This window comes from Pseudomonas sp. FW305-20, assembly GCF_058788075.1.
In genome coordinates this window covers 83497-103807 of the sequence record NZ_JBYTAJ010000023.1, presented here as the reverse complement: position 1 = coordinate 103807, position 20311 = coordinate 83497, and the positions used below count along the sequence as shown (strand labels likewise).

General features: G+C 59.9%; 11 protein-coding genes and 1 pseudogene. 4 read left to right on the top strand and 8 right to left on the bottom strand.

The window, feature by feature from the left end:
- The 4 genes from AC3WP4_RS19685 to putP all read right to left on the bottom strand — a co-directional run.
- Positions 1 to 2643 (bottom strand): DUF6531 domain-containing protein (locus AC3WP4_RS19685; RefSeq protein ID WP_492606848.1); only part of this gene is annotated, 2643 nt, incomplete at its 3' end.
- Positions 2643 to 3380 carry a DUF4123 domain-containing protein gene (locus AC3WP4_RS19680; protein ID WP_102615652.1) on the bottom strand — a complete coding sequence of 246 codons (738 nt, stop codon included), beginning with the start codon at positions 3378 to 3380 and terminating at the stop codon, positions 2643 to 2645. The genes AC3WP4_RS19680 and AC3WP4_RS19685, both read right to left, overlap by 1 nt.
- Positions 3370 to 5388, bottom strand: coding sequence for a type VI secretion system Vgr family protein (locus tag AC3WP4_RS19675; protein WP_102615653.1), 2019 nt, complete (start codon positions 5386 to 5388; stop codon positions 3370 to 3372). Before AC3WP4_RS19675 ends, AC3WP4_RS19680 begins: the two co-directional genes overlap by 11 nt.
- 366 nt (positions 5389 to 5754) lie before the next feature.
- Entirely contained in the window at positions 5755 to 7239 is a 1485-nt protein-coding gene (gene putP, locus AC3WP4_RS19670) for a sodium/proline symporter PutP (protein WP_074873014.1), read from the bottom strand.
- A 466-nt stretch (positions 7240 to 7705) separates the two neighbouring features.
- On the opposite strand from putP, the gene putA reads away from it, so the two are divergent.
- Complete coding sequence (putA, locus tag AC3WP4_RS19665) at positions 7706 to 11659, top strand: trifunctional transcriptional regulator/proline dehydrogenase/L-glutamate gamma-semialdehyde dehydrogenase (protein WP_102615654.1); 3954 nt, start codon at positions 7706 to 7708, stop codon at positions 11657 to 11659.
- Between the two features lie 259 nt (positions 11660 to 11918).
- Positions 11919 to 13721, top strand: a complete 1803-nt coding sequence (locus AC3WP4_RS19660) for an acyl-CoA dehydrogenase (RefSeq protein ID WP_102615655.1) — start codon at positions 11919 to 11921, stop codon at positions 13719 to 13721.
- Between the two features lie 119 nt (positions 13722 to 13840).
- On the opposite strand, the gene AC3WP4_RS19655 is transcribed toward AC3WP4_RS19660, so the two are convergent.
- The 4 genes and pseudogenes from AC3WP4_RS19655 to AC3WP4_RS19640 form a co-directional block, all read right to left on the bottom strand.
- A complete protein-coding gene (locus tag AC3WP4_RS19655) occupies positions 13841 to 14572 on the bottom strand; it encodes a methyl-accepting chemotaxis protein (protein ID WP_404942673.1) in 732 nt (243 codons plus the stop codon).
- A 135-nt stretch (positions 14573 to 14707) separates the two neighbouring features.
- Positions 14708 to 15733 (bottom strand): annotated as a pseudogene (locus AC3WP4_RS19650) (HAMP domain-containing protein); the annotation flags it as partial.
- A gap of 145 nt (positions 15734 to 15878) precedes the next feature.
- Positions 15879 to 16181: a cell division protein ZapA gene (locus AC3WP4_RS19645; protein ID WP_074873001.1), complete on the bottom strand. Its 303-nt coding sequence runs from the start codon at positions 16179 to 16181 to the stop codon at positions 15879 to 15881.
- Positions 16178 to 16408: a hypothetical protein gene (locus AC3WP4_RS19640; RefSeq protein ID WP_074872998.1), complete on the bottom strand. Its 231-nt coding sequence runs from the start codon at positions 16406 to 16408 to the stop codon at positions 16178 to 16180. The genes AC3WP4_RS19645 and AC3WP4_RS19640 overlap by 4 nt, the downstream gene beginning before the upstream one ends.
- A 275-nt stretch (positions 16409 to 16683) precedes the next feature.
- Between AC3WP4_RS19640 and AC3WP4_RS19635 the strand changes: the two genes are divergently transcribed.
- Both AC3WP4_RS19635 and AC3WP4_RS19630 read left to right on the top strand, forming a co-directional pair.
- A complete protein-coding gene (locus tag AC3WP4_RS19635) occupies positions 16684 to 18309 on the top strand; it encodes a methyl-accepting chemotaxis protein (RefSeq protein WP_102615657.1) in 1626 nt (541 codons plus the stop codon).
- A 257-nt stretch (positions 18310 to 18566) separates the two neighbouring features.
- The gene (locus AC3WP4_RS19630; protein ID WP_074872993.1) at positions 18567 to 20309 is read left to right on the top strand and encodes a potassium/proton antiporter; all 1743 of its coding nucleotides are present in this window, start codon (positions 18567 to 18569) and stop codon (positions 20307 to 20309) included.
- Positions 20310 to 20311: the final 2 nt, after the last annotated feature.

The window sequence follows — 20311 nt, the reverse complement described above, 5'->3', positions numbered from 1 at the left end:
GCGACCCAGTTCATCGCGTTCGGCGGTGACCTTGCCGTAGGCGTTGTAGCTGAACGCGCGGCTGGCGCCGGTAGGCAATATGGTCTGGAGCAGTCGGCCGACGGCATCCCACTGGTAGCGGGTGACGGCGCCATGTTCGTCCTGACGGGTAAGCTGCCGCCCCAGCGCATCGTAGGAAAAGCGCCGCCGACCGCCGTCCGGCAAGGTCTCTTCGAGCAGTTGGCCCAGGGCGTTCCAGACGAACACGTGCCGGCTGGTGTCCGGGTAGCGGATCGACAGCAGTTGCCCTTTGTCGTCGTAGTAATAGTGGCTGACCTGGCCGTCGGGGTCGCTCGCTTCGGTGATGTCGCCCTGGGCGTTGCGCTGGTATGTCCACACCGCTTGACCGCGGTACCGCGCCTGCAGGAAACCGTTGCGGTATTCGTAGGCCGTCGGCTCGTCTTCCGGCGGAATCAGCGCGATCAGCCGTCCGACTTCGTCGTAACGGTATTCGGTGACGGCGCCGAGCGGGTCCTGCTCGGCCAGCAGCCGACCGTGGTCGTCGTAGGCCTTGAGGTGTTCGCCGCCGTCCAGCCCGACCTTGCGCACCAGCCGCGCCCGGTCGTCGTGTTCGTAAACCTCTTCGCTGCCGTCGGCGTTTTTAACCCGCACACGGCCGTGGTCGTCCCAGACGTAACGCGCGTCCATCTGCGCAAACGACGCCCAATGCCGGACACATCGGGCCGCCTTACCGGACCTTTCCCACTCCCAGAAGAAACTCGCGCCACCGGCCAACTGCCGCTGCAGGATGACGTGCTGATCGTCGTAGTCGTAGCGCTCGCTTTCGCCAGCGGCATTGGTGGCTTCGATCAAGCGATGGCGAGCGTCGTAGCGGTAGGCAACCAGTGTTTGTTCGGTACGCCAGGCGTCTTCCAGGGTGTCGGCGGGCTGAAAACGCTGATAGTCGACGGCGAGCAAATGGCTGCGGTCATAGCGCAACAAAAGAGAGCGCCCGGCGCCGTTGTCGAGGCGTTTGATCCTGTCAGAAATGTCCCGTTGCACCGTCAGCCGATTGCCGTAGGCATCGCTGATCGCCGTCAGACGCCCGGCACGGAAATGGAAAAACCGCGATTTTTCCCCCGCCTGGGCGAGGATCAGTTCTTCCGGCTCGTCACCCAGATAAATCGCCGCCCGCGACAGACTGTTGTGAATCGCCGGGCGTTCACTGGTTGGCAGCGGGAAGGTGGTGCGGCGGTTTTCGTGGTCGATCCAGATAACGCTGTCGCCGTCGATTTCCAGTCGATGCGACAGCGAATGACTCCAGCCAAACCCCAGCCCGCAATCGATCTCCACTGCACTGGTGCGATAGAGCCGGGTGAACTCGAACGGCAAAATCCCGTCCAGCGCACCGTCGGTCAGGGTCAGCAGTTCTTCGCCGGTGACCATCGACACCGGGCATTTGTTGGTCGCGGTTTTATCGACGGAATCGACGCTGTCGCCGTTGGGGTTTTTCGCTTGATCCGGGGCGTCGTCGTGGTGTTCGTCTTTTTTCAGCGTGGTGTTCTTGCGGCCATTCCAGCGCAGTTGCATTCGACCTTGTTTGAGCCCCGCCGCCACACCCCGTGCGGCAACTGTTTTATAGCGATCAACGTAAGCCATGAAGTTGCTGATGATCGTGACCATCGACTTCACGAAGCCCATCGCGGCCTCATAAATCTGCGCGCTGTACTTCTTTAATCGCACCGCGAGCCAGGCAACTCCCACCCCGACCACGCTCAGCACCAGGCCAATCAACAAATCGATAACCAAGCCAACCACGACCTTGGAAATGGCTTCCGCCGAGGACCCGGCAAGTTGCGAAGGTGGCAATGCTTCAAGCCATAGCACTGCGGTACGCATCAACAAACACAGCGCCGCCTCGTCGCTGGCCAGCAACATGGCTTTTTCCATCAGGTCGGGGGCGGTTACGGCCAGACCGGCAAGTTGCCCAGCACTTTCGCCAAGCTTCTCGGCAAAAGCGTTGGGGTCTTTCAGGATGTCGGTAAGTTCACCGATGCCATCCCAAACAGCCTCGACCGCCGCCCAGCTCCCCGCGAGCATTCCATTGCCCACCGCCGCCAGTGAAGCTGATGCCGATTGCTGCGACCATTGCGGCTTAAACCCTTCCCACTCTTTGCGCAGCCAGACTTCCAGCTCTTGGGTCAGGCCGTCGTAAGAGGAGAAAAGCTCATCAATTTGTTTCGCAGTGACTTCGCTCCGAACATGAACGCGATAGAACTTGCCGGGAGTGCCTTCGAACTGCCCTTTACCGTTTTTATCGAGTGTTACAGGCGTCGACTTGCCGCCATCAGAAGCAATCACATCGACCTGAATATTCCCCAGCGGAATGTCGTAAACCGACTCGAACTTGCTCTCGATCTCCAGAATCCCGCTCTTGGGGCACTGCGCAAGACTGGAGAAAAAATCATCATCACGACTGCTCACCGCGGTGGTGGTATTACCCAGTTTTATGAGCCGCTCCATGTCCATCAGCGAGGGCATGTCCGTAGCTCGGCTGACTTTGTCCGCATTCCTGCTTAAGAAGCCACCAAGTTGTTGGCGATACAGACTCAAGGTGTCTTTAAAACCGTCGAGTTCCTGCTCGATCCGTACGATCTGATCCATCAGTTCAGCTCCGCCATCAGGTAGTCCACCAAGGCTGTTTTGGGTGCTTGAGGCAGGTCGGGCGTTTCAAGAAAGATCGCGACTTTGTGGCGCAAAACGCTTTCGGAGAACGCCTCGTAAAGGTCAGGGCGTTCCTCGCTCAGCCACTTCACCAAGTTGTTGATGCGGGTTGTTGCGGACTCTTCGGCGAGCTGTTTGAGCAATGATTCGGAAACTTCCCACCATGGAAAAACACGAGAAGCTTTCAGCGCATGACCACCAATTTCGAGCGGCTGGCCATTGATCAAACAGCGCCCGATCACAGGCATTAACTGCGTAGCGTTAACCTCGGCTGACCTAAGAATCGGCAGCAAATAACGCCCGTCCCAGAAACGGAAAAACACCGCATGACCGTTGGGCAAAAGGACTTGAGTGAGGCTGCAAAGATGCTCGACCAACACCTCCTGAGGGGCAGAAGAAACCACCAGCCAACCCCAATCGCGAAACTCGGTGTTGGCGACCCACTGCAGAAACTCACTACCCGCAGCGACGATTCCGACATAGGGCATTACCGGTTCCCACTCGGCGTAAGCGGTGCCGGCCCAGATCGGACTGGGTGCTTGAGCGGAGATCGAACGCTGCCAGGCTTTGAACGGTTCAGCGGCGCTCGCGCTGCTGAAAACCGCGAACAACTGCTCGGAAGGTTTGAGCGGTTGGCGATCCAACCAGGCGTGGGGTGACAAGGCATCAGGCTGCACAGACACCCTCCTTGCAACGCTCACATTCCTCACAGAACGGCGCGTCGCTTTTCAGGCTCAGAATCTGTGCGGCACTCAGCAGCGCGGCCGGTGCGGCGGCGAGTTTCAACGGCGTATCCGGCAAGGCAGGCGCAGCCGCCATGGCCGGCATCAGTGCACCACCCACCTGAATCGGCACGCTGCTGAAGATCCCGCCGGGACCGATGTTGATCCACTGCCCGCCTGCCTGAATCGTCGCGCTGGCGCCGCCGTCGATCACCACTTGCTGACCAGCGCTGACATGGAATTGCTGGCTGGCACTCAACGCCTGGCTGGTCACCCGAATGTGTCGGTCACCGACCACCACCAGGTGATCGTCCAGCTTCACTTCGGTCTGGCGCTGGCCATGGGTGATGCGTTGCTCGTCGGCCTTCAGCTCATGGCGAGCGGTGCCGGTGACGACGATGCTGCGGGCGTTATCGACCTGCACCTGTTGATCATTGAGTACGTGCTGAGTCCAGTTTCGCTGGGCGCGCAGGTAGATTTCCTCGGCGCCTTTGCGATCTTCGATGCGCAATTCGTTGTAACCGCCACCACCGGGACTGCTCTGGCTGCGGAAAATGCTGCGGGTTTTGTCGGCGGGCAGATCAAGCGGCACCGGGGTTGCGGCGTTGGGCAGGCAACCCATCACCAGCGGTTTGTCGGCATCGGCGTCGACGAACCCCACCAGCACTTCCATGCCGACTCGCGGGATCATCACGCTGCCATAACGGTCGTGCGCCCAGCCGGTGGCGACGCGCAGCCAGCAACTGGAGTGTTCATCGAGCTGACCGTCGCGGTCCCAGGCGAGCTGAACCTTGACCCGACCGAACTCGTCGCAATGGATTTCACTGTCGGTCGGGCCGGTGACCACGGCAGATTGATAGCCGAGCATGCGCGGCTTTTCCGGCCCGAGTGGAGGGCGAAACCAAACGTCCCACGGTGTGGCCAGGAAGGTATTGCGATAGCCCTGGAAATCATCCGGGCCGTCGCTGGTAACCGACTCTTCCAGCACTTGTGGTTGACGGCCATGGTGTTCAATTTCAGTGATCAACCACAGGTCATTCCATGCCTGATGCGGGTGTTCGGCCAGGTGTAGGAAATGCCCGCTGACCAAAGCCGATTCGTCGCCACGACCTTCGGCCTGACGGAAGTCGGCGTTGTGCCGTTCGAGTGCTCGTTGGGCCAGATGCTTGCCGTGTTCGCGGTCGGTGAATTGGCCAGGAAAGTGGTAATCCTCGAGCACCGGTCGCAGCTCACTGTCGAGGCGGCTTTCAAGTTGCAGGCGAGGTTTTTTGAAGTCGTAGTCGCGACGGGTGACGGCTGTCGTCCGGGTTTCCAGTCGCACGTTGAAACGTTTGATGGCCGGCGCATCCGCCGCCATGCCGCTGCCCGGCAGGTAGAGCGTCGGCTCGGGCAGCCGAGGGAAAACCGTCTGGTCATCGCCAAACACCAGCAGGTGCCCGTCGAGACTGTGCTGAAAGTGGTAATGAATGCCGATCTCGGCACACAGCCGCTGGATGAAAGCCAGATCGCTTTCCGCGTATTGCACGCAGTACTCACGCTCGGGGTAATCGCTGCCGAGTCGAAACTCGAAAGCATCGCGCTGGATGCCGTGGTCCTTGAAGATTTGCGCGATGATCGTCGGCACGCTTTTGTGCTGGAAAATCCGCTGATTGATGCGCTGGCCGAGGTAGGCCAGGCGCGGCACGAGGCTGATTTGGTAGCCCGTGAGGCGTTGGCCGGAATCGCTTTGGCCAACGCGAAAAATCTGACCATGAATGCCGGAACCCTGAGCATCAAAACTCAGGAATGCCTGCCGATGCAGGAGGCTTTCGAGTTCGATGTCGGGCCGTTCGCTGACCAGTTCCAGATCAAAACGGTAGGGCTGACTGATGGCTTCCGTGCCCGTGAACTCAAGGACCTTGAGCTCAGTCTGGACGCCGTCGATCGTCAACGTGAAACGCGGTTGATTGGCAGGAGCGAACATCCGATGTGTCTCTGCAGAATGAAGGCGGGCGATTCTGCATGAGCGACAAGGGGTATTGATGGAGGGGCGGGGAAATCAGATTTGCCCTACTAGTTCTGAAGACGTCCCCTTCAGAAAACAGTTGTTTTGGCTACAGACATTCCCTTCAAGACCACCACCCTCCCCTGTAGGAGTGAGCCTGCTCGCGATAGCGGTTAATCATTCAACATTGATATCGGCTTACCCGGCGCTATCGCGAGCAGACTCACTCCCACAGGGGTATGCGCAAGGATTCGAGATTTGCGTAGGCAAAAAAAAGGCCCGCATCCATAAGGAAACGGGCCGTTTTCATGTTCGGCGAAAGGTCAGAGCATCAGCTCATCCCCATCACTTGTTCAGGCGGAAATCTGCCTCGGCAGCGGCGAAGCGCTGAAGCATGCCTTTGGTAGGCTCGCCCAGTTTGCTGACGATGTAGATCGCCAGGCTGGCGAAGATGAAACCAGGGATGATTTCGTACAGGCCCAGCAGTTCGAAGTGTTTCCACACGATCACGGTGATCGCGCCGACCAGGATGCCGGCCAGTGCGCCGTTGCGGGTCATGTCTTTCCAGATCACGGAGATCAGGACAACCGGACCGAAAGCAGCACCGAAACCAGCCCAGGCGTAGCTGACCAGACCCAGCACACGGTTTTCCGGGTTAGCGGCCAATGCGATAGCGATCAAGGCAACCAGCAACACCATGGCACGACCAACCCAGACCAACTCGACCTGGGAAGCGGTTTTACGCAGGAAGGTTTTGTAGAAGTCTTCGGTCAGTGCGCTCGAGCACACCAGCAATTGGCAGCTCAGGGTGCTCATCACCGCAGCCAGAATGGCCGACAGCAGTACACCGGCAACCCATGGGTTGAACAGGATCTTGGCCAGTTCGATGAACACACGTTCGTGGTTTTCGCTCACTGGCATGGCCACGGCAGGGTTTGCCGAGAAGTAGGCAATACCGAAAAAGCCTACAGCCACGGTGCCGCCCAGGCACAGGATCATCCAGGTCATGGAGATGCGGCGAGCGTTAGCGATCGATTTGACCGAATCCGCCGCCATGAATCGCGCCAGGATGTGCGGCTGACCGAAGTAGCCCAGGCCCCAGCCCATCAACGAGATGATGCCGATGAAGGTGGTGTTTTTCAGCATGTCGAAGTTGCTTGGATCTTGCGCTTCGATGGCCAGGAACGTGGTGTCGATGCCGCCAGTGGCCAGCAGCACGATGATCGGCGTCAGCAACAGGGCGAAGATCATCAGGGTGGCTTGTACGGTGTCAGTCCAGCTCACTGCCAGGAAACCGCCAACGAAGGTGTAGGCAATAGTCGCCGCAGCACCGGCCCACAGCGCAGTCTCGTAGGACATGCCGAAGGTGCTTTCGAACAGACGGGCACCGGCCACGATGCCGGACGCGCAGTAGATAGTGAAGAACACCAGGATCACGACCGCAGAGATGATCCGCAGCAGGCCGCTTTTGTCTTCGAAACGGCTGGAGAAGTAATCCGGCAGGGTCAGCGCATCGCCGTTGTGCTCGGTCTGCACGCGCAGGCGGCCGGCGACGAACAGCCAGTTCAGGTAAGCACCGATGATCAGACCGATGGCGATCCAGCTTTCGGAAAGACCGGACATGTAGATAGCGCCCGGCAGGCCCATCAACAACCAGCCGCTCATGTCGGAGGCGCCGGCGGACAATGCAGTCACGACGCTGCCCAGGCTGCGACCGCCCAGAATGTAGTCAGAAAGGTTGTTGGTGGAGCGATAGGCCATGAAGCCGATCAGCACCATTGCTGCGATGTAGATCACGAACGTGATCAGTGTTGGATTGCTTACGCTCATTTGAGTGATGCCCTGGCTTTGTTTTTATGTAGCGGCAGAGTGTGAAAGCGCCGACAAACGACAATGTTCGTTCAGACGATTTCCGGGCCCGCGCATTTAATGACTGATGTTTCCCCAGGAAAGCCATCAGCCGGTACACCTGTCTTTTTTGACCGGTTGCACCTTGGGCGCGAATGCTATTCAACAAAGTAAATAAGGTGCAACCAGTTTCGAGCGAATAAGTTGCACCTAGTCGGATTTACTTGAAAAAAGCCTGTTTTTGCTCCCTTTTAGCGCAGTCCTGGCGGTTTACTAGAAGCAAAAGCACCAAGCAGGAGCAGTACGTTCGTACCGGAATTTATTTCCTGACGAGCTGCGTATTATTCCGACAAAAAAAGGGTTGCACCCGGTTGCACCTCGACGGTTGCGCGGCTAATCTTGCCGCCAGCTGATGCCACGCGGTCGTGGCAAACATGAGGATAAAAATATGGCTACCACCACCCTTGGGGTCAAACTTGACGACCCGACCCGCGAGCGCCTCAAGGCCGCCGCGACCTCGATTGATCGCACGCCACACTGGCTGATCAAGCAGGCAATTTTCAATTACCTGGAAAAACTCGAGGGTGGTGCAACCCTGTCCGAGCTGAACGGTTTGAATGGCAAGGAAGTTGACGATGCGGGCGAGATCCACGTCGATCACGCGCATCAGTGCTTCCTGGAGTTCGCCGAAAGCATCTTGCCGCAATCGGTGCTGCGCGCTTCGATCACCGCCGCTTACCGTCGCCCTGAGCCGGAAGTGGTGCCGATGCTGATCGAGCAGGCTCGCCTGCCAGCCTCGATGGCCGAAGCCACCAACAAGCTCGCCGCCTCGATTGCCGAAAAACTGCGCAATCAGAAAAGCGCCGGCGGCCGTGCCGGAATTGTTCAGGGCCTGTTGCAGGAATTTTCCCTGTCGTCCCAGGAAGGCGTGGCCCTGATGTGCCTGGCCGAAGCGCTGTTGCGTATCCCGGACAAAGGCACGCGTGATGCATTGATCCGCGACAAGATCAGCACCGGCAACTGGCACCCGCACTTGGGCAACAGCCCGTCGCTGTTCGTCAACGCCGCCACCTGGGGCTTGCTGCTGACCGGCAAACTGGTCGCCACCCACAACGAAGCCGGCCTGACATCGTCCTTGAGCCGCATCATCGGCAAGAGCGGCGAGCCGATGATCCGCAAGGGCGTCGACATGGCCATGCGCCTGATGGGCGAGCAGTTCGTCACCGGCGAAACCATCGCCGAAGCCCTGGCCAACGCCAGCAAGTTCGAAGCCAAAGGCTTCCGCTATTCCTACGACATGCTGGGTGAAGCCGCACTCACCGAGCACGACGCCCAGAAGTACCTGGCCTCGTACGAACAAGCCATCCACTCGATCGGCAAAGCGTCCCACGGTCGTGGGATTTATGAAGGTCCTGGCATTTCCATCAAGCTGTCGGCACTGCACCCGCGTTACAGCCGTGCGCAGTACGAGCGCGTGATGGACGAGTTGTACCCGCGCCTGCTGTCGCTGACCCTGCTGGCCAAGCAATACGACATCGGCCTGAACATCGACGCCGAAGAAGCCGACCGCCTCGAACTGTCGCTGGATCTGCTGGAGCGCTTGTGCTTCGAGCCGCAACTGACCGGCTGGAACGGCATCGGTTTCGTGATCCAGGCTTACCAAAAGCGTTGCCCGTACGTGATCGATTACGTGATCGACCTGGCTCGTCGCAGCCGTCATCGCCTGATGATCCGCCTGGTAAAAGGCGCGTACTGGGACAGCGAAATCAAGCGCGCCCAGGTCGAAGGCCTGGAAGGCTACCCGGTCTACACCCGCAAGGTGTACACCGACGTTTCCTACATCGCCTGCGCACGCAAACTGCTGTCGGTGCCGGAAGTCATCTACCCGCAATTCGCCACGCACAACGCCCACACCCTGTCGGCCATTTACCACATCGCCGGTCAGAACTATTACCCCGGCCAGTACGAGTTCCAGTGCCTGCACGGCATGGGTGAACCGCTGTACGAACAGGTTGTAGGCAAAGTTTCCGAAGGCAAGTTGAACCGTCCGTGCCGCGTGTATGCACCGGTTGGTACTCACGAAACACTATTGGCCTACCTGGTACGTCGTCTGCTGGAAAACGGTGCGAACACCTCGTTCGTCAACCGCATTGCCGACCAGTCTATTTCGATCCAGGAGCTGGTGGCCGATCCAGTGGCCAGCATCGAGCAGATGGCGACGCTGGAAGGCGGCTTCGGCCTGCCACACCCGCGTATCCCGCTGCCGCGTGATCTTTATGGTGCCGAGCGCGCCAACTCCAGCGGCATCGACATGGCCAACGAACATCGTCTGGCTTCGCTGTCCTGCGCCCTGCTGGCAACCGCTCATAACCACTGGAAAGCCGCGCCGATGCTCGGTTGCGCGTCCAGCAGCGAAACCCCTGCGCCAGTGCTGAACCCGTCGGATCTGCGTGACGTGGTTGGCCACGTACAGGAAGCGACCGTCGAAGACGTCGATAACGCGATCCAGTGCGCCCTGAACGCTGCACCGATCTGGCAGGCCACTCCGCCCGCCGAGCGCGCCGCGATTCTGGAACGTGCCGCTGATTTGATGGAAGGCGAAATCCAGCCGCTGATGGGCCTGCTGGCTCGCGAAGCGGGCAAGACCTTCGCCAACGCCATCGCCGAAGTGCGTGAAGCCGTGGACTTCCTGCGTTACTACGCGGTGCAGGCGCGCAACGATTTCACCAACGACGCCCACCGTCCATTGGGTCCGGTGGTGTGCATCAGCCCGTGGAACTTCCCGCTGGCCATCTTCAGCGGCCAAGTCGCTGCGGCACTGGCTGCCGGCAACCCGGTTTTGGCCAAACCTGCGGAACAAACTCCGCTGGTGGCTGCTCAAGCCGTACGTTTGCTGCTCGAAGCCGGGATTCCGGAAGGCGTGCTGCAACTGCTGCCGGGCCGTGGCGAAACCGTTGGCGCTCGTCTGGTCGGTGACGATCGGGTCAAAGGCGTGATGTTCACCGGTTCCACCGAAGTCGCTCGTTTGCTGCAACGCAACGTCGCCGGTCGCCTGGATGCTCAGGGTCGTCCGATTCCGTTGATCGCCGAAACCGGTGGCCAGAACGCGATGATCGTCGACTCTTCGGCACTGACCGAACAAGTCGTGATCGACGTCGTATCGTCGGCCTTCGACAGCGCCGGTCAACGTTGCTCGGCGCTGCGTGTGCTGTGCTTGCAGGAAGATTCCGCTGACCGTGTCATCGAAATGCTTAAAGGTGCCATGGCTGAATGCCGTCTCGGTAACCCGGAACGCCTGTCGGTGGACATCGGCCCGGTGATCGACGCCGAAGCCAAGGCCGGTATCGAGAAGCACATCCAGGGCATGCGCGATAAAGGTCGCAGCGTTTACCAGGTGGCAATCGCCAACACCGAAGAAGTCAAACGCGGCACCTTCGTGATGCCGACGTTGATCGAACTGGAAAGCTTCGACGAACTGCAACGGGAGATCTTCGGCCCGGTGCTGCACGTGGTTCGCTACAAGCGCAAAGACATCGATCAGCTGATCGGTCAGATCAACGCCTCCGGTTACGGCCTGACGCTGGGCGTACACACGCGCATCGACGAGACCATCGCCAAGGTGATCGACAACGTCAACGCCGGCAACGTCTACGTCAACCGCAACATCGTAGGTGCTGTGGTCGGCGTGCAACCGTTCGGTGGCGAAGGCCTGTCGGGTACAGGTCCGAAAGCCGGTGGTCCGTTGTACCTGTACCGTCTGTTGTCGACACGTCCTACCGATGCAATCGAACAATCCTTCGCTCGCGGTGATGCCATCGCAGCACCGGACGTTCGTCTGCGTGATGCCATGAGCAAGCCGCTGACAGCCCTGAAAGCCTGGGCCGACAGCAACAAGTTCACCGACCTGAGCACCCTTTGCGTGCAGTTCGCGGCGCAATCGCAAAGCGGGATCACTCGTCTTCTGGCGGGCCCGACCGGCGAGCGCAACAGCTACGCCATCCTGCCGCGCGAACATGTGCTGTGCCTGGCGGAAGTCGAAGGTGATCTGCTGACGCAACTGGCGGCGGTATTGGCCGTCGGTGGTTCGGCGGTATGGCCGGAAGCTGAATTGAGCAAGGCGTTGTTCGCACGTCTGCCGAAGGACATTCAGGCGAAGATCAAACTGGTTTCCGACTGGAGCAAGGACGAAGTGCTGTTTGATGCGGTTCTGCATCACGGCCATTCCGATCAGCTGCGTGCGGTCTGCCAGCAAGTGGCCAAGCGTGCCGGCGCGATTGTCGGGGTTCATGGTTTGTCGCAGGGCGAAACCAATATTGCGCTGGAGCGTCTGGTGATCGAGCGGGCGTTGAGCGTTAACACTGCTGCGGCGGGTGGTAATGCCAGCCTGATGACTATCGGTTAAACCGCAATAAGACCGGGCATCCGCAATGGGTGCCTGGTTTGCAAAACCCCTGTGGGAGCGGGCTTGCCCGCGATAGCGATGTATCAGTCACTGATGATGTTGGCTGGTCTGGCGCTATCGCGGGCAAGCCCGCTCCCACAGTTGCTTGTGTCGCCCGCTAAGTCGCTGCGCTGCTCCACCATCACGCTCATCAATCATCCTGTTCAGCCCGCCCTCCCCACGCCTAGACTCGGTCCATTCCAAAAAAAGGTAGGCCGCCATGTCCGAGACGTTGCTCAGTTCCCGCAATCTGGCTTTCGAGCTGTATGAAGTCCTCGATGCCGAGGGCCTGACCCAGCGTGAGCGTTTCGCCGAGCACAACCGCGAGACCTTCGACGCCGCCATCGGCACCGCCCGCACCATCGCCGAGAAGTTCTTCGCCCCGCACAACCGCAAGGGTGACGAGAACGAACCGCGCTACGAGGATGGTCAGGCGATTCTGATTCCGGAAGTGAAACCGGCGGTGGACGCCTTCCTTGAAGCCGGTTTCCTCAACGCAGCGCGCAGTTTCGATGCCGGCGGCATGCAACTTCCTACGCTGCTGTCCCAAGCGTGCTTTGCGCACTTTCAGTCAGCCAACGCGGCGTCGACTTCTTATCCGTTCCTGACCATGGGCGCGGCGAACCTGATCGAAAGTTTCGGCACCGAGGAGCAGAAACAGCGCTTCCTGCAACCGATGATCGACGGACGTTTCTTCGGCACCATGGCGCTGACCGAGCCGCATGCTGGCTCGTCGCTGTCGGATATTCGTACCCGCGCAGAGCCTGCGTCTGACGGCACCTATCGCCTCAAGGGCAACAAGATCTTTATCTCTGGCGGGGATCATCCGCTGTCGGAAAACATCGTGCACATGGTGTTGGCCAAGTTGCCGGACGCACCGGCCGGGGTGAAGGGCATTTCGCTGTTCATCGTGCCCAAGTTTCTGGTCAACGATGACGGCAGCCTGGGCAAACGCAACGATGTGTTGCTGGCCGGGTTGTTCCACAAGATGGGCTGGCGCGGCACCACCTCCACCGCGCTGAACTTCGGCGATAACGGCGAGTGTGTCGGCTACCTGGTGGGCAAGCCACATCACGGTTTGAGCTACATGTTCCAGATGATGAACGAGGCGCGGATCGGCGTCGGCATGGGCGCGGTGATGCTAGGTTACGCCGGGTATTTGTATTCCCTGGAATACGCCCGCGAACGTCCGCAAGGTCGCGTGCCGGATAGCAAGGACCCGAACACCGCACCGGTGGCGATCATTCAACACGCCGACGTCAAACGCATGTTGCTGACCCAGAAAGCCTACGTCGAAGGTTCGTTCGACCTGGGGTTGTACGCGGCGCGGCTGTTTGACGACACCACGACCCTTGAGACGGAAGCCGAGCGCAAACAGGCCCATGAACTGCTGGATTTGCTCACGCCGATCGTCAAATCCTGGCCGTCGGAGTTTTGCCTGAAGGCCAACGAACTGGCGATCCAGATACTCGGCGGCCATGGCTACACCCGCGAATACCCGGTGGAGCAGTATTACCGCGATAACCGCCTGAACCCGATCCACGAAGGGACCCACGGCATTCAATCGCTGGACCTGCTGGGCCGCAAACTGGCGCAGAACGGTGGTGCGGGGCTCAAGCAATTGATCCGCCTGATTGCCGACACCGCCGAACGCGCTCAAGCGCATGAATCGTTAACCGCGCTGCGTGAGCCGCTGGAGAAACTGGTGGCGCGCCTGCAAACGGTGACCATTGGCCTGCTGACGGATTTGGGGCAAGGCAAGGTTAATAGCAGCCTGGCGAACTCGGCGCTGTACCTGAAAGTGTTCGGGCACACGGTGATTGGCTGGCGCTGGCTGGAGCAGGCGATTCGCGCTGAGGAAGGGTTGGCCAAAGGGAATGCGGCGGATGTGAGCTTCTATAAAGGCAAGCTACAGGCGGCGCGGTATTTTCTGACGTGGGAAGTGCCGGGTTGTCAGCATGAACTGGCGATTCTTGAGGCGCGGGATGATGTGTGCCTGACGATGCAGGATGAATGGTTCTGACACCCTCTCACTGATCGTTCCCACGCTCTGCGTGGGAATGCCTCAGGGGACGCTCCGCGTTCCAATGGGACGCAGAGCGTCCCGGGCTGCATTCCCACGCGGAGCGTGGGAACGATCGGTCAGCTGAGTTTGAAGCTACCCATCTGCCGCGCCAGATCATCGGCCAAGCGCTGCAATGTCTGACAGTCCTCACGGCAAGCCCTGACCTCCCCGGCGGTGGCACGGGCCAGATCTGAAATCCCCTGCACGTTCCGGTTGATCTCTTCCGTTACCGCCGACTGCTCTTCCGTTGCCGCCGCCACTTGATGGTTCATGTCGCTGATGCGCTCCACCTGGCCGGTAATCGCCGTCAACGACACCCCGGTGCGCTGGCTCGACTCGACGCCCGTGCCGGTCGCCGCTTGCCCGGAATGCATCGACGACACTGCGTTCTCCGCGCCTTGCTTGAGGCTGCCAATCATCTGCTGAATCTCATCAGTGGACGACTGCGTGCGCCGCGCCAACGTGCGCACCTCATCCGCTACGACCGCAAACCCACGCCCCATGTCCCCGGCCCGCGCCGCTTCGATGGCCGCGTTGAGCGCGAGCAAATTGGTTTGCTCGGAAATCCCGCGAATCACTGCCAGCACCTGATCGATGGATGCCACCTGATTGGCCAACTCGCCCACCGCGCTGGCAGCGAGGCCGATTTCATCGGACATGCTTTCAATATGCCGGATCGACCCGCCCACCACTTCCCGCGCCTGCATCGCCTCATCCCGGGCAGTTTGTGAAGCCACCGCGGCGTTGCCGGCGTTCTGGGCGATTTCCTGCACGGTCAGGCCCATTTCGTGGACGGCGGTGGCGACCATGTCGGTCATTTCCTGTTGGCGGCCAGAGCGTTCGGCGGTGTTGTCCACCACCCGCGCCACTTGGCCGACGGCCGTGCGTAAACGCTCGCTGGTGGTCAGCACTTCGCCGATCATGTCGCGCTGGCTTTCCAGGAATCGATTGAAGCCGCGAGCCAGGTCACCCAGTTCATCGGCGCGGCTGGAATCTAACCAGTGGGTCAAATCTCCACCACCGCTACCAATGGCTACCAGCGCCGCTGTTACCTGACGAATCGGCCGCACCAAGCCACGGGCCAACAACACCACCAGCATCAGGCACACCAGCGCCACCGCCAGGCCGATGCCGCTGCTCATCCACATCGCGCGGCGGGCTTCAGCGTAGATCTGCGACTGCGGCACTTCGGCCACCAGCGTCCAGCCCAGGTCCCGCAACGGCAGGCTCAATGCCAGGAAATCTTCGCCCTCGCGTATAAAGCTGCTACTGGTGGCGGCTTTTTGAGCCATGACCGCTTGCGCTGCCGGGGCGCCAATCTGTTCGGCCAACGTGCGTTTGCCGCTGAACTGAGCCTCGGGGTGAACCTGGATCAAACCGTCGGAACGTACGAGATAGACCTTGCCGCGCTCACCGAAGTTGAAGTTGTGGATCAGCTCCGACAGCTCTTTCATGCTCAGGCCAAGCCCGGCAACGCCCACGACTTTGCCGGCCTGCTCGACCTTGAGGTCGATGAACAGCGCCAACTCTCCGGTCGCGGTGTCATTGTCGATATTGAGGGTGCGCGGCTGGTTGCTGTCGAGAAACGAATAGAACCAGGCGTCTTTGGGGTTGGAACGGCTGAGGGTCCGGTCCAGGCCTTTTTCATTGAAGTAGTGGTTTGAAGCCGTGCCGACGATCAGCGCGGTAAAGGCTTTGTGCTCGGCGCGGATGCCTTCCAGATACTCCACGAAGGTATCGGTCTGGGCGCTGTTTTCGCCCCCGGCCAGCCAGTCGCGCACCATGCTGTTACTGGCGATGTCCTTGGCGGCGGTGAGGGGTTGAACGAGGATTCGCTCGATGTCGTTGCGCATCGCTTCGATGCTCGACGGCAGCGCTTGTTCGACCAGATAGCGCTCGGCGAGACGGTTGACCACGAGGGTATAAATGCCAACCACGATCAGGATACTGACCAGCAGGGCGGTGCCCATGCTTAGGATCAACTGCCATTGAATACTGCGTCGCCAGAACTGCATGGAGCACCCCCAAAGAATAAGAGGCTGAAACACTGCAACAGCCGTGCCGATTGTATACAACGCAAGCGACAATTTATTCTTTGGTTGTGCGCAAAGCCGATCAGGCCTGATTGATCGTCTTGGAAATCACTTCAACCGTGGCGCTGACTTGCTCTTGGTAACGGTCGAGTTCCTGCTTGTGCTGTTTCTGCATTTCGATCTGCTGGGAGCACAGATTCATCGCGGCCAATACCAGCAAGCGGTCACCGATCAGCGTCGGGTACTTCCTTTTGGTGTCAGCCAGGGCAGCCTTCAGCATTAACGCGGCGTCCAGCAGGGTTTGCTCTTCCCCGGCCGGCGCCTTGATCGAATAGTCCTCCCCCAGGATCGAGACGACTTTTACCCCTGCGGAGCCGTGATTCATGCGCTGACCGGGCCGGCGCTGACGCGCTCAACCAGGGCCTGGATGCGTGCAGCGGTGGCACCTTGTTTCTCTTCCTGTTCCATCAGGCTCAGTTGCAGGCTTTCGTTTTCATCCTTGGCCTGGGCCAATTCTGCGCTCAGGGTCTGGTTGCTGCCGAGCAGGGTCTGGTTCTGTTGCACCAGGTCGCTGACCAGCTGTTCCAATTGGCTTAGGGATGCTTCCAACATTTTGATTTTCCGAGCATTTTCAAAGGGCGCGTACGATAAAGAAAAGTCACCACGGATGCCAGGGGTATTGGGGCGCAAAGCCTTGATTTTCCTGGCGGGCGACCGTCCTCGCGAACTTTAAAGACTGTGATTGGCGGATCTGGTTCCTGCACTTCGTCGCCGAAGCGTTTGTGCGACAAAAACGCGCAGGGCCTCAAGACTTTAGTCGTATGACCGATAAGTCATCCATACGTCAGTCTCAGCGCCGCACGAATGCGCTCTTTTCGGTAAACACCATGTCCCTTCGTAATATGAATATCGCGCCACGGGCGTTCCTCGGTTTTGCCCTGATTGGCGGCCTGATGCTGATTCTGGGTGTGTTTGCCTTGAACCAGATGAGCAAGATTCGCGGTGCGGGTGAAGACATCGCCTCCATGAGCGTGCCGAGCATCAAGAGCCTCGACGAGTTCACTCAGTTGACCCTGCGCCTGCGAGTGCTGTCCTATCGTTTGCTGGTTAACCGCGAACCTGATGTGCAGCAGAAAACTTTCGAGCTGTTTGAACTGCGTAATCAGCAGATCCGCGACGCTCAACGAGTCTACGAACCGCTGATCGACGGCCCGCAGGAACGCGCTGCTTACGATCAATACGTGCAGTTGCTGGCGCAGTATCGCCAACTCGAAGACCGGATGAAGACGCTCTCGCGCAACAACCAGGTCGACGAACTGCGCGCCATGCTCAACAGCGAATTACTCTCCAACTCCGAAGCAGTCAACTCAGCCCTCGCGAAGTTGCTTGAGATCAACACCCAACAGATAGAAGTAACCGACACGCGTGCCGGTGAGCAGTATACGACGTCCCTCAATCTGGTGATCACGTTGCTGGTCATCGCCAGTGGCCTGACCCTTCTTTTCGCCTGGTTGCTGACCAACAGCATCACCAAGCCGATCGCCAACGCCCTGAGCGCTGCCGAAGAAATTGCCGAGGGCAACCTGACCCGCCCGATCACCGTCGATGGTGAGGACGAAGCCGGCCGCTTGCTGCTGGCCATGTCGAAGATGCAGGACAAGCTGCGCGACACCCTGCAACGGATTTCCGGTTCCGCCACGCAACTGGCGTCCGCCGCTGAAGAGCTCAACAGCGTCACCGACGAAAGCGCTCGTGGCCTGACCCAGCAGAACAACGAAATCGAACAGGCTGCCACCGCGGTCAACGAAATGACCAGCGCCGTGGAAGAAGTCGCGCGCAATGCCGTCAGCACGTCCGAAGCCTCGAAAAATGCCACCACCTCTGCCGGTGATGGCCGTGACCTGGTGCAGGAAACCGTCAGCGCCATCGAACGCATGAGCGCCGACGTGCAGAGCACCGCTACCCTGATCGGCGACCTGGCCAACGAGTCCCGTGACATCGGCAAAGTGCTGGACGTGATTCGCGGCCTGGCTGACCAGACCAACCTGCTGGCATTGAACGCAGCCATCGAAGCGGCCCGTGCCGGTGAGGCCGGTCGTGGATTTGCCGTGGTCGCGGACGAGGTTCGTGCCTTGGCGCATCGCACCCAACAGTCGACCAGCGAAATCGAACGCATGATCGGCAGCATCCAGAGCGGTACCGAGCACGCGGTGGATTCGATGCGCAACAGCACCGAGCGCGCCGAGTCGACGTTGAACATCGCTCGTGGGGCTGGCATGTCGCTGGACACTATTAATAGTGCAATCGTCGAAATCAACGAACGCAACCTGGTGATCGCCAGCGCGGCCGAAGAGCAGGCGCAAGTGGCCCGTGAAGTGGACCGCAATCTGGTGAACATTCGCGATCTGTCGGTGCAGTCGGCGACCGGGGCCAACCAGACCAGTGCCGCGAGCAATGAGTTGTCGCGATTGGCGCTGGACCTGAACAACATGGTCGGGCGGTTTAGCCTCTAACAACCCTGTGGAGAGGGGATGTTGATCGTTCCCACGCTCCGCGTGGGAATGCAGCCCGGGACGCTCCGCGTCCCAAAAAGCGGACGCGGAGCGTCCGTTGAGGCATTCCCACGCAGAGCGAGGGAACGATCACTGTCCTTGCGCCCCCCCTCTGCAAAAAGCTTTTTGACAGCATCACATTTCAACAGGTTAGAATCGCTGGCACGCAGACTGCATGGTCAGTTTGCGCCCGCCTTTAGCTTTCTGGAGTACTGCCTTTGAATGCGACGACCATCAACAGCCTGTTCTTGATCGGCGCGTTGCTGGTAGGTGCAAGCATTCTGGTGAGCTCACTTTCATCGCGCCTTGGCATCCCGATTCTGGTGATCATCCTCGCGGTGGGCATGTCGGCCGGCGTCGATGGCGCCGGCATTATCTTCGATAACTACCCAACGGCTTATCTGGTCGGCAACCTCGCACTGGCAGTCATCCTGCTCGACGGTGGCTTGCGCACCCGGGTTTCCAGCTTCCGCGTGGCGTTATGGCCGGCGCTGTCGCTGGCGACGGTCGGGGTGTTGATCACCACCGGGCTGACCGGTATGGCCGCCGCGTGGCTGTTCGACCTGAACCTGATTCAAGGCCTGCTGATCGGCGCTATCGTCGGCTCCACCGACGCCGCGGCGGTATTCTCGCTGCTTGGCGGCAAAGGCTTGAACGAACGGGTGACCGCCAGCCTCGAAATCGAGTCCGGCAGCAACGACCCGATGGCGGTGTTCCTCACCGTGACCCTGATCGACATGCTCGCCAGCGGCCAGTCCGGTCTGCACTGGAGCCTGCTCGGGCACTTTTTGCGTGAGTTCGGTATCGGCGCTGTCATCGGTCTGGGCGGCGGCTGGGTCATGTTGCAACTGGTCAACCGTATCCACTTGGCCACCGGCCTGTACCCGATCCTGGTCATTGCTGGCGGATTGGTCGTGTTTGCCCTGACCAACGCCTTGCACGGCAGCGGCTTCCTGGCGGTTTACCTGTGCGGCCTGGTCATCGGCAATCGCCCTGTGCGCAGCCGCCACGGCATTTTGCACATGCTCGATGGCATGGCGTGGCTGGCACAAATCGGCATGTTCCTGGTGCTGGGGTTGCTGGTAACACCCCACGACCTGTTGCCGATTGCCCTGCCCGCCCTGGGCCTGGCGCTGTGGATGATTCTGTTTGCGCGGCCGTTGTCGGTGATCGTCGGCCTGCTGCCGTTCAAGGCATTCCATGGGCGCGAGAAGGCGTTCATTTCCTGGGTCGGGCTACGCGGCGCGGTCCCGATCATTCTGGCGGTGTTCCCGCTGATGGCCGGCCTGCCCAACGCGCAGCTCTATTTCAACCTCGCCTTCTTTATCGTGCTGGTGTCGTTGCTGGTGCAGGGCACGAGCCTGCCATGGGTGGCGAAGCTTTTGAAAGTCACCGTTCCGCCGGAGCCGGCACCGATCTCCCGCGCCGCCCTGGAAGTCCACGTCACCAGTGAGTGGGAGCTGTTCGTTTATCGCCTCGGTGCTGAGAAATGGTGCATCGGCTCACCCCTTCGCGAACTGAAAATGCCCGAAGGCACCCGCATTGCAGCCCTGTTTCGGGGCCAGCAACTCCTCCATCCGTCGGGTAGTACGGTGCTCGAAGTCGACGACTTGCTGTGCGTAATCGGCCATGAACACAACCTTCCGGCCCTCGGAAAACTCTTCAGCCAGGCACCGCAACGGGGCCTCGATTTGCGCTTCTTCGGCGACTTCGTACTCGAAGGAGACGCCCAACTGGCCGCGGTTGCGGCGCTGTACGGGTTGAAAGTGGAAGGCATCGATCCGGACATGTCGCTCGGCCACTTCATTGCCCAGAAAGTGGGCGGTGCCCCGGTAGTCGGTGACCAGGTGGAATGGAACAACACCATTTGGACCGTCGCTGTCATGGAAGGGAACAAGATCGGTAAAGTGGGCGTCAGATTCCCCGAAGGAAGTCGCCCCGGCCCGGGCTTGTTCCTCTAAAC